Here is a 12,054-nt window from a genome sequence, read left to right on the forward strand (position 1 = left end):
CGTTCGAATCAGGGACACGGCGGTGTGCCTGTGTATACACTACCTGCCGAGTTGGATGCCGGGTCGCGACGACCCGGCCCGTCTGCGGGAGCCGATGACGTGACCCACGAGAGCGCCGACCTCAGCGCCGACCTCAGCGCGACCCGGACCCTCGCCCGCGGTGCGGTCGCCGCGCGCGATCGGCCGCTGCCCGAGCGCGCCGTCCGCGCGGCACTCGCCGCGATCGTCGACTGGACGGCGGTGACGGTCGGCGGCGCCGTGGCCGAGCCCGCCACCGCACTGCGGCGGGGCCTGCTCACCGGGACGGGCCCGTGCCGGCTGCCGGGCACGCGGGACGGCGCCTCCGCGGAGACCGCGGCCCTCGTCAACGGCACCGCCGCACACACCCTGGAGCTCGACGACATCTACGCCCCTGGGCTCTACCACCCGGGCGCGCCCACGATCGCGGCCGCGCTCGCGGCGGGGGAGCGCTGCGGCGTGAGCGGGGCGGACCTGGTGCGCGGCGTCGTCATCGGGTACGAGGTGGGCAACCGCGTGGCGAGCACGCTGGGCGCCGCGCACTACCGGTACTGGCACAACACCGGCACCGCGGGAGCGCTCGCCGCGGCCGCCGCGGCCGCCGAGGTGCTGCGGCTCGACGTCGACCGGTTCGCGCACGCCCTCGCGCTCGCGGCCACCACGGGAGCCGGGCTCCAGCAGACCTTCCGCAGCGACTCGATGGGCAAGCCCCTGCACAGCGGCCACGCGGCCCAGGCGGGCACGGTCGCGGCCTTCGCCGCGTCCGCGGGGTTCACCGGCACCCCCTCCGTGCTCGACGGGGAGATCGGGATGGGTGCGGTGATGTCCGACTCGCCGTCGTGGGACGCCGCCGCAGCCCCCTTCGGTCCGGAGTTCCTCGTCGAGCGGACCAGCGTCAAGCCCTACCCCTGCTGCGGGCACGTCTTCGCCGCGATCGACGCCGCGCTGGAGCTGCGGGAGGCGGGTGTGCGCGCCGAGGAGGTCACCAGTATCGAGGCCGAGTCCTACTCGACGGCCCTGACGGTGGCCGGGAACCCCGCCCCGACCACGCCGTTCGAGGCGAAGTTCTCCATCCCGTTCGTCGTCGCGCACGCCCTCGTGCACGGCGAGGTCGCCGCCGGTGCGTTCACGACCGACCGGCTGGCCGACGAGCGCGTCACCGCGCTCATGAGCCGGGTGGCGCTGCGCCCGGGCGCGGAGTTCGACGAGGCGTTCCCCGCGCGTCGCGGCGCCCGCGTCACCGTCGTCGGGCGCGACGAGCGCGAGCGCGCCGTCACCGTCGCCGACCGGCGCGGCGACCCGGCGAACCCGGTGACCCGCGAGCAGCTCGACGCGAAGTTCCGCTCGCTGGTCGAGCCCGTGCTGGGGGCCGAGCGTGCCGCCGAGCTGCGGGAGCTGCTGTGGAACCTCACGGGCGTGGCGGACGTGCGCTCCCTGCCGCTGGAGCCGGCGTGACAGACAGCTGGACGGTCCTCGTCACGGCTCCGGCGCTCAGCGAGCCGGGCCTGGGCATGCTCACCGCGGCCGGCTGCGAGGTGATCCTGCTGACCGGCAGCAAGGACGAGGCCGAGGTCGCCGACACGCTGGCCACGCGACCCGTCGACGCCGTCCTCTCGCGGACGCTCACCCTCGACGGCGCCGCGATGCGCTCGTGCCCGACCCTGAAGATGATCTCCAAGCACGGTGCCGGCGTGAACAACGTCGACGTCGGGGCGGCCACCGCCCTGGGCATCCCCGTCACGTTCACCCCCGGCGCCAACGCCAGGGCGGTCGCGGAGCTGGCGATCGGGTTGATGCTCGCCGCCGCCCGCCGGATCACCTGGTTCGACACGCAGCTCAAGGCGGGGCGCTGGACCCCGGTCCCGGACGGCGTCGAGCTCGCCGGTCGCACCCTCGGCCTGGTCGGGTTCGGGAACGTCGGTAGCAAGGTCGGAGCGCTCGGAACGGCGTTGGGCATGGACGTCGTGGCCTACGACCCGATCCTCACCAGCGCTCCCGACGGTGTGCGCGTGGCGTCGTCCCTGGAGGAGGTGCTCCGGGTCGCCGACGTCCTCAGCCTGCACGTGCCCCTGACCGACGACACCCGCGGCATGATCGGTCGACGGGAGCTCGACCTGCTCCCCGACGGTGCCATCGTGATCAACACCGCGCGAGGTCCGGTGCTCGACGACGCCGCGCTGGTCGCGGCGCTGCGCGGCGGCAGGCTGCGGGCGGCCGGGATCGACACCCTGGCGCACGAGCCCATCCGGCACGACGATCCGCTCCGCACGCTCGAGAACGTGGTCCTCACCCCCCACGTCGGCGGCTCCACCGTCGCCGCCCTGCGGACCGTCAGCGCCATGGCCGCCCGGAACATCCTCACCATGATGCGCGGTGAGCCCGTGGAGGAGCGCTTCCAGGTCGATCCCCGCGCGTTCGGCGACGTCGTGGGGATGGCGCCGTGAGCGGGAACGGTCTGCCGCCCGGCTACGCGACCGGCGCCCGGGCAAGGACGGGCCGGGTGAGATCAACGTCCCCGTGACGTGCGCCGGCCTCGCCGTCCAGCCGGGGGACGTCGTGGTGGGCGACGCCGACGGCGTCATCGCCGTGGCACCGCCCGGGATCGGGCCCCTCCTCGAGCGCTGCCGCGCCGAGCCGGCCGACGAGGAGCGGGTGCGGCAGCAGAACGCCTCCGGCGCGACCGACGAGGAGCGGATCGACGCCTACCTGCGCAGCAACGGCGTGCAGCTCTGGCTCGGGCCTTCAGACGTAGCGGCCGATCACGTCGCGGATCGTGCCGTCGGTGACGAGGTAGTCGTAGGTGAAGTGCTCGCGCCCGCCGCGGGAGGTCGTGAACTCGTACTCGACGACCACGCGCTCCCCGGCCCCGGGCACGGCGGACAGGGCCTGGTAGGTGCCACCGGCCCGGAGCACCTCGGGGATCAGGAACCGCTCCAGGATCGCCTCGCGGTCGGGGTAGATGCGCCCGACGCTGTCGAACCGCGCCTCGGGGGCGTAGGCGTCCCGGACGCCGGCCTCGTCGCCGCGGTTGGCCGCCTCGGTGAACCGCTCGGCGACGGCCAGGGCCTGCTGCTGCGCGACGCTGAGTTCCGCGGGCGGCGTCGCGACGTCACGGGCGGCGGCCTGCGGCGCCGGTTCGGCCTGCGGTGCCGGCGCGCCGGCGCAGCCGGTGAGCGCGGCGAGGAGCGCCGCGGCGGCGAGGACGGTCCGGGGTGCGGTGGTCCGGGTGGCTGTGCGGGTCATGTGGTCGTCCTCTGGGCATCTCGGCGGGAGCGGGGCGCGGACCATGGTCGGGGCGTGCCGACCGGCCCGTCCAAGACCTGCTGTGATAGCCGCCCGGCATGACCGGTCAGGCGGGGCGCAGCGGGATGAGCCCGGCCGCTGTGGGCCGGAAGCCGCACGCGTCGAGGTAGAAGGTGCGCAGGTGCTCCTCGAAGTCCACGTGCAGCCACTCGCACCCGGCCTCGCGTGCCGCGTCGGTCGCGCGTGCCACGAGCTGCGTCCCGATGCCGCGGCGTTGGTGGTCGGGGCGGACCTTCGTGTCGAGCACGAACGCGTGGTCGCCGCCGTCCCAGGCGAGGTTCACGAACCCGACGAGCTCGCCGTCGCCCAGGTGCGCGCTCACCCAGCTCAGGCTGTGCGGGCGGATCCGGTCCCACCAACCGCGCTGCGGGTGGCCCCCGTGGGAGGCGGTGAGGTCGAACAGTTCCGCGTCGGTGACCGGGGCGCGCCAGCGGTAGGAGATGTCGTCGGGCATACGCCCACTGTGGCGGGCGGCGCCCGCGACGACGATCGGGTTTCGCGGCGGCCGCGCCGCCACCGGGACCCGGCCCCGTCCCGCGCACCCCTCCGGCGCAGAACGGGGCCGAGTCCCGGCGTGGCGTGCGCTCGCCCGTGTCGACGCCGGCCGGCGGCGTGCTGCGGACCCCCGGTGGGCAACAGGATGCCGACGGTCCCGGTCCGGCACGTCCACTCGGGGGAGTAGCCGCCGGTACTCCGGGGGCGGTAGCGGTGCCGCCTACGCGCGGGGGTCGTACTCCTCGAGCAGCGCGCCCAGCCGCGCGACGATGAAGTCGTAGTACACCGACATCTCCCGCAACCGGGTCTGCTGCAGCTCGGGGAGCGCCGTCCCCTCCCGCTCGGTGCGGTGGGCCAGCTCGCGCAGCTGTTCGGCCTGCCGGAGCTGGTGTTCGAGGCAGCCCGCCCAGGCGTCCGGACGCCACTCGTGGACGAAGTGCCGGGCGCCCGGCGGCTTGAACCGTCGGACCACGCCGTTCGTCACCAGCAGCCGGGTCATCTCCGACACCGACCCCGCGCTGGCCCCGACCTCGTCCTGCAGCTGCCGGACGGTCATCGGGTGCGGGCTCAGCAGCAGGACGGCGGCGGTGCGGCCGGCCATCCGCGGCCAGCCCATCGTCTGGCCGATGACCGTCGCGAAGTCCTCGACGACGGCCTCGGCCGCGGCGGCCGCGTCGTCGCCGCCGAGGTGGCTTCGGGTGCCGGGCACGGTGGACATCTTTCACCAGAATCTGAAGTTTCACCGTTGACTGAGAGCCGGTGATGGGTCGACAGTACCGCGAGGGGTGGCCCGAACGGGTGCTGCCCACGATCGCGGAGGACCCGACGTGGCCGAGAACGACTGGGACGTGATCGTGATCGGCGCGGGGTCCTCCGGCGCGGTGCTGGCGGCCCGGCTCGTCGGAGCGGGCAGGCGGGTGCTGCTGCTGGAGGCCGGTCCGGATTACCGCTCGGCGCAGATGCCCGAGGTCTGGCGTTCGCCGAACCCGATGCGCGCCCTGATCGACCCGGCCGTCGGCGGCGACCTGATGTGGCCCGACGTGGTCGCGACCAGGACCGACGTGCAGGAGCCCGCGTTGTACGGGCGCGGGCGCGGCACCGGCGGCAGCTCCGCGATCAACGGCCAGATCGCGATCCGGCCGCCGATGGAGGACTTCGAGGACTGGGTCCGGTGGGGCTGTGCGGGCTGGTCGCCGGAGGACGTGCTGCCCTACTTCTGCCGCCTCGAGGACGACGAGGAGTTCGGGGACGCGCCCCACCACGGCAGGGGAGGGCCCACGCCGATCTTCCGGATGGCACGGGAGGCGTGGGGATCGGTGGACACGGCGTTGCGGGCCGCCGCGCTCTCCGCCGGTCACGGCTGGGCCGAGGACGTCAACGCGCCCGGCGCCGCGGGCGTGTCCCCGTACCCGATCAACTCGCGCGACGGGCGGCGGGTCACCGTCAACGACGGGTACCTCGAGCCGGCCAGGGACGCGGCCGCACTGACCGTCCGCGGCGGTGCGCTGGTCGACCGGGTGCTGGTGCGTGGCGGCCGGGCGGTCGGCGTGCGCTACCTGGCAGGTGGCACCCCGGTGGAGGAACACGCCGACCTCGTCGTGCTGAGCGCCGGCGCCGTGCACTCCCCGGCCGTGCTCATGCGCTCGGGCATCGGCCCGGCGGCGCACCTGCGCGCGCTGGGGATCGACGTCGTCGCCGACCTGCCGGTCGGGCAGGGCCTGCAGGACCACCCCCTGGCGGGCGTCGCGATCCCGCTCGACGCCGCCTCGGCGATCAGGACCCCCGACGACCGGCACACCAACGTCTGCGTCCGCTACACCAGCGACGCGCCCGACGCGCAGCCGCTCGACATGATGTTCGTGTCGCTCAACCAGAACGTGCTGGCGATGGAGCGGGCCGACCTCCGCTTCGGGGCGGGCATGTTCGGGGTGTGGGTGAACCAGGCGTGGTCGCGCGGAGCGATCACCCTGACCTCGCGCGACCCGCGGGCCCAGCCGGAGGTCCGGGAAGCCATGCTCTCGGACGAGCGGGACCTCGCGCGACTGCGCTCGGGCGTCCGGGCGCTGGTCGAGATGGCCCGGGGCGCGGACGTCGCGGCGATCTCCGACGGTTCGGTCGACCGCGTCAACGCCGCGGTGCTGGCGGTGCTCGACGACGACGCGCGGCTCGACGACCACCTGCTCGCCACCGCCGCGGACGCCCAGCACGCCACGAGCACGTGCCGGATGGGTGATCCCGGCGACGCCACCACCGTGGTCGACCCGGCCTGCCGAGTCCTCGGCGTCGACGGGCTGCGCGTGGTCGACGCGTCGATCTTCCCGTCCGTGCCCCGCGCCAACACGAACCTGACCGCGATCATGGCGGGAGAGCTGATGGCCGACCGCCTGGAGCGGGCATGACCACCGCCGACGCGATCAAGCCCGCCATCGCGGCCCGGGTCCGCTCCGCAGAGGCCGCACTGCTCGACCTGTCGCACCGGATCCACGCCCACCCCGAGCTCGCGTTCGAGGAGACGCGGGCCAGCGGGTGGGTGGCCGACGCGCTGGCCGCCGGCGGGTTCACCGTCGAGCACGGCTGCTACGGCCTGCCCACCGCGGTGCGGGCGACGGCCGGGAGCGGCCCCGTCCACGTGGTGGTGTGCGCCGAGTACGACGCCCTGCCCGGGATGGGGCACGCGTGCGGGCACAACATCATCGCTGCGGCGGCGGTCGGGGCGGGCCTGGCACTCGCGCCCGTCGCCGACGACCTGGGGCTCACGGTCACGGTGCTGGGCACGCCGGCCGAGGAGGGTGGTGGCGGGAAGGTCCTGATGATCGACCGCGGCGCCTTCGACGGTAAGCACGCCGCGATGATGGTGCACCCCGCCGCGCACGAGGCGGCGGCGCTGCGCGGGTCGGCGGTGTCGGTGTTCGACGTCGAGTTCCGCGGCCGTCCGGCGCACGCGGGAGCGCACCCCGAGCAGGGGGTGAACGCCGCCGACGCGATGACGATCGCGCAGGTCGCCATCGGCCTGCTGCGCCAGCAGACCGGCGACGGCGAGCGGATCCAGGGCATCGTCACCGACGGCGGCCTCGCGCCGAACATCATCCCGGACCGCAACACCGGCAACTGGATCGTCCGCGCGGGGTCGGTCGACGCGCTCGCCGCCCTCAAGGAGCGGGTGTTGCGCTGCTTCGAGGCCGGCGCGGTCGGCTCCGGGTGCGAGGTCACCGTGCGGCCGAGCTGCCCCGACTACGCCGACCTCGTGCACGACCAGGAGATGGTGGCGCTCTACCGCCGCAACGCCGAGGCGCTCGGACGCAGGTTCCCGGGCCCGGACGAGGAGCCGATGGTGGGGGCGGCCACCGACATGGGCAACGTGTCGCACCGCGTGCCGTCGATCCACCCGATGCTCGGGCTGGACTGCCTCCCGGCCGTGAACCACCAGCCCGAGTTCGCCGCGGCGTGCGTCACCCCGGCGGCCGACCGCGCCGTGGTCGACGGTGCCGTCGCCATGGCCTGGACCGCGGCCGACCTGGGCGGGCTCAGGTCGTGATCGCCTGGGAGTCCATGTCCGCGACTGTCCACTCCTCGACCTCGTCGAGGTGCACGGCTGCGGCGTCGCGGGCTCCGGCGGCGTCGCGCGCGGCCATCGCGTCGAGGATCTGCAGGTGGCGGCGGGTGGAGCCCGCCAGCCGGTGCGGGCCGGTGGCCCCGAGTATCCGCAGCCATTGCACGAAGGGCTCCACCGAGGCGCGTGCGGCGATGAGCCGCTCGTTGCCGGTGGCCGCCACGATCTCGCGGTGCAGACGCATGTCGCTGACGAAGAAGGGCTCGTAGTCGCCCGCTTCCGCGTCGGCGAGCGCCTCGACGGCCTCGGCGCGCAGCTCGGCGATCTGGGACTCCGGCATGCGGCCGGTCGCGAGGCCGGTGGCGACCCACTCGATGCCCTTGCGCAGCTGGCACACCTCGTGCACGTCGGTGATCCCGGGGCGCGCGACGAACGTGCCCGAGCGCGGGCGCGTCTCGATCAGCCGGTCGTGCTCGAGACGCGCCAGCGCGTCGCGCACCGGGGTGCGGGAGACCCCGAACTCCGCCGCCACCGCCTGCGGGTCCAGCCGGGAGCCGGGCGCGAACGCGCCACTGGTGATGCGCTCGCACAGGATCCGGTAGAGCTGGTCGGCGATGGAGTCGACGACCAGGGCGGGACGGGTGGGCTCGACGGTCACGGGTCCCCCTGCAGATGTTCCCTGTATGTGATGTCTAGTCGATGAGGTTAGCGTCACGCAGCGCGGTGGCGATCCGGGCGCGCTCGACCTCGGTGGCCGGCCGGAACGGCTGGCGGGGCAGCCCGCCGTCACGCCCCTGCAGCTGCAGCGCTGCCTTCAGGGTGGCCGGCAGGTTCGGCCCGTCGATGGCGCGCCACACCGTGAGGATGCGCTCGTGCAGCTGCAGGGCCAGGGCGTGGTCGCCGGCCTGCACCGCGTCCCACAGCTGCACCGACAGCGCGGGGGTGACCGTCGGGATCGCGGCGAGCGCACCGTGGGCGCCCATGACGAACGCGGGGTAGTGCAGGTCGTCGAGCGCGGCGAGGATCCGGTAGCGGTCGCGGACGCGATGCAGCAGGTCGGCGAGCAGGTGCATGTCTCCGCCGCTCTGCTTGATCGCGACGAGCTGGGGCACCTGCTGCATCTGCTCGATCGTGTCCACGGGGACGAGCGCCCACGGCACCACGTTGTAGAGCACGAGTGGCAGCTCGGTGGCCTCCCCGATGAGTCGGAAGTGCTCCACGGTCTCCTCCGCGGAGGGGGCGAAGACGTAGTGCACGGGCGTCACCTGCAGGGCATCGACGCCGGCCGCCCTGAGCGCGAGGCCGTAGCGGATCGCCTGCGCGGTCGAGTTCTGGATGACGCCGCCGATGACGGGCACGCGCCCGCCGACCTCCTCGACGACCACGCGGCAGATCGCGGCGCTCTCCTCGAGTGAGAGCGTCTGGCCCTCGCCGGTGCTCCCGCACGCGCAGATCGCGGTGACGCCCGCGCCGAGGAGGTACTTCACCTCCGTCCGCAGGAGCTCGAGGTCCACCTCGTCGTTCTCGTCGAACGGGGTGACGACCGTCGAGATCATCCCGTGCAGGTCCAGGTCCTTCATCGTGCTCCTCGGGGAGGTTGTGCTGCTTCTGATGCCTGATACATTAGCCGCCAGATTTCACCGACACCAGACGGTACGAGGGAGTGCCATGAACGACAACTCGGGAGCCGCGGGCGGAACGCCCGTCAAGCGGGTCGTGTGGGCCAGCGCCCTCGGAACAACGGTCGAGTACTACGACTTCACCCTCTACGCGACGACGGCGGCGCTCGTCTTCAACGAGGTCTTCTTCCCCGCGGGTGATCCGCTCGTGGGCACGCTGGCCGCGTTCGCGACGTTCTTCGTCGGCTACCTCGCCCGGCCGCTGGGCGGGTTGGTCTTCGGTCACTTCGGCGACAAGCTGGGCCGCAAGAACGTCCTGATCATCACGATGGTGATGATGGGGCTGGGCACCTTCGCCATCGGCCTGCTGCCGTCCTACGAGACGATCGGCATCGCGGCGCCGCTGCTGCTCGTGCTGATCCGCCTGATCCAGGGGCTCGGCATGGGCGGGGAGTACGGCGGCGGCGTGCTGATGGCCCTTGAGTACAGCCCCGCGCGGCGGCAGGGCTTCTTCACCTCGCTCGTGCACATCGGCACGCCGGCAGGCGTCCTGCTCCCGGTCGGCCTCGTGACCCTGCTCGACGCGACGCTTCCCGACGGAGCCTACGACGCGTGGGCGTGGCGGCTGCCCTTCCTCGCCAGCATCCTGCTGATCCTGGTCGGGGTGTACATCCGGCTGCGGGTGAGCGAGAGCCCGGAGTTCGTCAAGGCCCGTGCGGAGCGCGAGGTCCAGAGCCTGCCGGTCAAGGAGGTGTTCGCGCGGCACGGGCTGAAGGTCGTCATGTCGATCATCGCGAAGATCGCCGAGAGCGGGCTGTTCAACGTCTACTACGTCGTGGCGATCGCCTACATCACCACCGAGCTCGGTCTGCCGCGCGAGCCGGTCCTGCTCGCGGTGCTGATCGCCTGCCTGCTCGAGTGCGGCACGCTGCCGCTGTTCGGGGCGCTGTCGGACCGCGTCGGCCGCCGCCGGGTCTACATCGGCGGTGCGGTGTTCCAGATACTGCTCGCGGTGCCGTTCTTCCTCATGGTGCAGACCGGCGACTTCTGGCTCACCGTGCTCGCGATGTCGCTCGGGCTCGCGGTCGGGCACGGCGCGATGTACGGGGCGCAGGCGGCGCTCTTCGCCAACCTCTACCCGGTGGCCGTGCGCTACACCGGCCTGTCGGTCACCCAGCAGGTCGGCGCCACCCTCGGCGGCGGTCTCGCGCCGCTGGCCGGCACTGCCCTGCTCGCCGCGGGCGGCGGGCACTGGACGTGGCTGGTGGTCTACGCGATCGGGATCGCGGTGCTCTCCTCGCTCGCGGCCACCCGATTGGGGGCGGGCGAGGCCCGCTACCGTCCCGTCGGGCCCGACGCCCCGGCCGAGCAGGCCCCGTCCCTGGACAAGGAGAGCCTCTGATGTCGGTGTTGTTCCTCCCGCCCGGCGACGACCCGGTCCCGGCCGCGCTGCGCGGGTTCGCCCGCGCGCACGCCGACCTCGTCACGCTGCACGACGACCCGGTGCACCTGACCGCCCGGCACCGGGCGCAGGGGCGGCGGGTCGGGCTCGTCTCCGGTGGCGGGTCCGGGCACGAGCCGATGCACGCGGGCTTCCTCGGTCGCGGGATGCTCGACGCGGTGGCGCCGGGCAAGGTGTTCGCGTCGCCGCACAACCGGCAGGTCCTGGAGGCCAGCCGCGCCGCCGCCGGCCCGGACGGCGTGATCCACGTCGTCAAGAACTACACGGGCGACCGGATCAACTTCGGGATCGCCGCCGAGCGGCTGCGCCACGACGGCATCGAGGTCCGGCGCGTCCTGGTGGACGACGACCTGGCCACCGAGAGCGCCGAGACCGCCACGGGACGGCGGGGCACCGGGGCCACGGTGATCGTCGAGAAGCTGCTCGGCGCGGCCGCGGACGAGGGCCTCGGTCTCGACGAGCTGGCCGAGCTCGGCTCGCGGTTCGCCGGCTCCTCGCGCTCGCTCGCCGTCGCGGCCAGGGCGCAGTCTTCGCTGCACACCGGCGAGCCCTCGTTCGACCTCGATCCCGCCGACCTGGAGTACGGCGTCGGCATCCACGGGGAGCGAGCGGCGAAGTCGATCAGCCGTCCGCCGCTGCCCGAGCTCGTGGACCGGATGCTCGACGAGCTGACCGCAGGCCTGCCCGCCGGCCCGGACGAGCTGCTCGTGCTCGTCAACGGGCTCGGCGGCACCTCGCTGCTGGAGCTCTACGGCGTGCACGACCTCGTCGCCGAGGGGCTGGGCTCCCGCGGGCTGACGGTCGCGGGCGCGCTGGTGGGCACGTTCGTGCCCGCGATCGACATGGCGGGCTTCTCGGTGACGCTCACCCGCGCGCAGCCGCGGTGGTTGCAGTGGTGGGCCGCGCCGACGCAGACCCCCGCCTTCCCGCGCACCACATCGGAGGCCCGATGAACACCGCCGACATCCTGCGCGCGTACGCCGACGACGCGGCCGACGCGCATGCCGCGCTCACCGACCTGGATCGCCACAGCGGCGACGGCGACTTCGGCGACAACCTGCGCGGCGGGCTGCGCCGTGCGGTCGCGGTGCGGGAGGAGCGCCCGGACACCGACGCGCTCGCCGTGCTGGGGGAGGTGTTCCTCGACGAGGTCGGCGGCACCTCCGGACCGCTGTTCGGGCTGCTGTTCACCGAGCTCGCCCACGCCGTGGCCGTGGATCCCGAGGGCGGCTGGGCCGCGGGCGCGGCGGCCGGGCTGGCGGCGATCCAGCGCGTCGGCGAGGCGCAGGTGGGCGACCGCACGCTGGTGGACGCCCTCGCCCCCGCCGTGACGGCGCTGCAGACCGACCCGGACGACTTCGCCGGGGCAGCGCGGGCCGCCGTCGAGGGCGCGCGGGGCACCGCCGCACTGCAGGCCCGGATGGGACGCGCGAGCTACGTGGGGGAGCGGGCGAAGGGGGCGCCGGACCCCGGCGCCGTCGGCACCGCGATGTTCTTCCGCGCGCTCGCGCGGGTCGCGGTGCCCGAGGCCGAGGTGCCCTCCCCTCTGGAGGTCGCGCCCATCGGCAACCCGTAGGACGTCATCATCCGGATCGAATGCCGCTGAT

Annotated in this window: 12 protein-coding genes and 1 pseudogene; 8 read left to right on the forward strand and 5 right to left on the reverse strand. The window is 74.0% G+C overall.

What is annotated here, in order from left to right; all coding sequences use genetic code 11:
- The first annotated feature begins 99 nt into the window (after nucleotides 1–99).
- The 3 genes and pseudogenes from FB558_RS21975 to FB558_RS45255 form a co-directional block, all read left to right on the forward strand.
- Nucleotides 100–1,473, forward strand: a complete 1,374-nt coding sequence (locus tag FB558_RS21975; protein WP_170231458.1) for an MmgE/PrpD family protein — start codon at nucleotides 100–102, stop codon at nucleotides 1,471–1,473.
- Nucleotides 1,470–2,462 carry a hydroxyacid dehydrogenase gene (locus FB558_RS21980; RefSeq protein WP_211366727.1) on the forward strand — a complete coding sequence of 331 codons (993 nt, stop codon included), beginning with the start codon at nucleotides 1,470–1,472 and terminating at the stop codon, nucleotides 2,460–2,462. The genes FB558_RS21975 and FB558_RS21980 overlap by 4 nt, the downstream gene beginning before the upstream one ends.
- A pseudogene (locus FB558_RS45255) lies at nucleotides 2,392–2,589 on the forward strand (RraA family protein); the annotation flags it as partial. The gene FB558_RS21980 and the pseudogene FB558_RS45255, both read left to right, overlap by 71 nt.
- A gap of 171 nt (nucleotides 2,590–2,760) precedes the next feature.
- On the opposite strand, the gene FB558_RS44670 reads toward FB558_RS45255, so the two are convergent.
- The 3 genes from FB558_RS44670 to FB558_RS21995 form a co-directional block, all read right to left on the reverse strand.
- The gene (locus FB558_RS44670) at nucleotides 2,761–3,261 is read right to left on the reverse strand and encodes a nuclear transport factor 2-like protein (RefSeq protein WP_246106703.1); all 501 of its coding nucleotides are present in this window, start codon (nucleotides 3,259–3,261) and stop codon (nucleotides 2,761–2,763) included.
- Nucleotides 3,262–3,367: 106 nt separating this feature from the next.
- Nucleotides 3,368–3,775, reverse strand: coding sequence for a GNAT family N-acetyltransferase (locus tag FB558_RS21990; RefSeq protein ID WP_142056298.1), 408 nt, complete (start codon nucleotides 3,773–3,775; stop codon nucleotides 3,368–3,370).
- Nucleotides 3,776–4,036: 261 nt separating this feature from the next.
- Nucleotides 4,037–4,534 (reverse strand): GbsR/MarR family transcriptional regulator, encoded by a 498-nt coding sequence (locus tag FB558_RS21995; RefSeq protein WP_142056299.1) that lies wholly within the window; start codon nucleotides 4,532–4,534, stop codon nucleotides 4,037–4,039.
- A 109-nt stretch (nucleotides 4,535–4,643) separates the two neighbouring features.
- On the opposite strand from FB558_RS21995, the gene FB558_RS22000 reads away from it, so the two are divergent.
- A complete protein-coding gene (locus tag FB558_RS22000) occupies nucleotides 4,644–6,215 on the forward strand; it encodes a GMC family oxidoreductase (protein ID WP_142056300.1) in 1,572 nt (523 codons plus the stop codon).
- Complete coding sequence (locus FB558_RS22005) at nucleotides 6,212–7,351, forward strand: M20 family metallopeptidase (RefSeq protein ID WP_142056301.1); 1,140 nt, start codon at nucleotides 6,212–6,214, stop codon at nucleotides 7,349–7,351. The genes FB558_RS22000 and FB558_RS22005 overlap by 4 nt, the downstream gene beginning before the upstream one ends.
- Here FB558_RS22005 and FB558_RS22010 read toward each other — a convergent pair.
- Both FB558_RS22010 and FB558_RS22015 read right to left on the reverse strand, forming a co-directional pair.
- Complete coding sequence (locus tag FB558_RS22010; protein WP_142056302.1) at nucleotides 7,341–8,024, reverse strand: GntR family transcriptional regulator; 684 nt, start codon at nucleotides 8,022–8,024, stop codon at nucleotides 7,341–7,343. The two genes, FB558_RS22005 and FB558_RS22010, sit on opposite strands and share 11 nt — an antisense overlap.
- Before the next feature lie 34 nt (nucleotides 8,025–8,058).
- Entirely contained in the window at nucleotides 8,059–8,946 is an 888-nt protein-coding gene (locus FB558_RS22015) for a dihydrodipicolinate synthase family protein (protein WP_142056303.1), read from the reverse strand.
- Nucleotides 8,947–9,034: 88 nt separating this feature from the next.
- Here FB558_RS22015 and FB558_RS22020 point away from each other — a divergent pair, with 88 nt between their 5' ends.
- From FB558_RS22020 to FB558_RS22030, 3 genes are read left to right on the forward strand one after another with little or no spacing between them, the layout of a single operon-like run.
- On the forward strand, nucleotides 9,035–10,387 hold the full coding sequence (locus FB558_RS22020; RefSeq protein ID WP_142056304.1) for an MFS transporter: 1,353 nt from the start codon (nucleotides 9,035–9,037) through the stop codon (nucleotides 10,385–10,387).
- Nucleotides 10,387–11,400, forward strand: coding sequence for a dihydroxyacetone kinase subunit DhaK (locus FB558_RS22025; protein ID WP_142056305.1), 1,014 nt, complete (start codon nucleotides 10,387–10,389; stop codon nucleotides 11,398–11,400). Before FB558_RS22020 ends, FB558_RS22025 begins: the two co-directional genes overlap by 1 nt.
- Nucleotides 11,397–12,023 carry a DAK2 domain-containing protein gene (locus tag FB558_RS22030; protein WP_142056306.1) on the forward strand — a complete coding sequence of 209 codons (627 nt, stop codon included), beginning with the start codon at nucleotides 11,397–11,399 and terminating at the stop codon, nucleotides 12,021–12,023. The genes FB558_RS22025 and FB558_RS22030 overlap by 4 nt, the downstream gene beginning before the upstream one ends.
- The last annotated feature ends 31 nt before the right edge of the window (nucleotides 12,024–12,054 follow it).

Origin of the sequence: Pseudonocardia kunmingensis (genome assembly GCF_006716445.1) — a bacterium.
GTDB classification, from domain to species: domain Bacteria; phylum Actinomycetota; class Actinomycetes; order Mycobacteriales; family Pseudonocardiaceae; genus Pseudonocardia; species Pseudonocardia kunmingensis.

What these genes read in the sequence shown, in the direction of transcription:
- FB558_RS22030 (WP_142056306.1), top strand. Translation starts at nt 11,397, where the DNA reads ATGAACACCGCCGACATCCTGCGCGCGTACGCCGACGACGCGGCCGAC.
- FB558_RS22020 (WP_142056304.1), top strand. Translation starts at nt 9,035, where the DNA reads ATGAACGACAACTCGGGAGCCGCGGGCGGAACGCCCGTCAAGCGGGTC.
- FB558_RS44670 (WP_246106703.1), bottom strand. Translation starts at nt 3,261, where the DNA reads ATGACCCGCACAGCCACCCGGACCACCGCACCCCGGACCGTCCTCGCC.
- FB558_RS21990 (WP_142056298.1), bottom strand. Translation starts at nt 3,775, where the DNA reads ATGCCCGACGACATCTCCTACCGCTGGCGCGCCCCGGTCACCGACGCG.
- FB558_RS21995 (WP_142056299.1), bottom strand. Translation starts at nt 4,534, where the DNA reads ATGTCCACCGTGCCCGGCACCCGAAGCCACCTCGGCGGCGACGACGCG.
- FB558_RS22005 (WP_142056301.1), top strand. Translation starts at nt 6,212, where the DNA reads ATGACCACCGCCGACGCGATCAAGCCCGCCATCGCGGCCCGGGTCCGC.
- FB558_RS22025 (WP_142056305.1), top strand. Translation starts at nt 10,387, where the DNA reads ATGTCGGTGTTGTTCCTCCCGCCCGGCGACGACCCGGTCCCGGCCGCG.
- FB558_RS22015 (WP_142056303.1), bottom strand. Translation starts at nt 8,946, where the DNA reads ATGAAGGACCTGGACCTGCACGGGATGATCTCGACGGTCGTCACCCCG.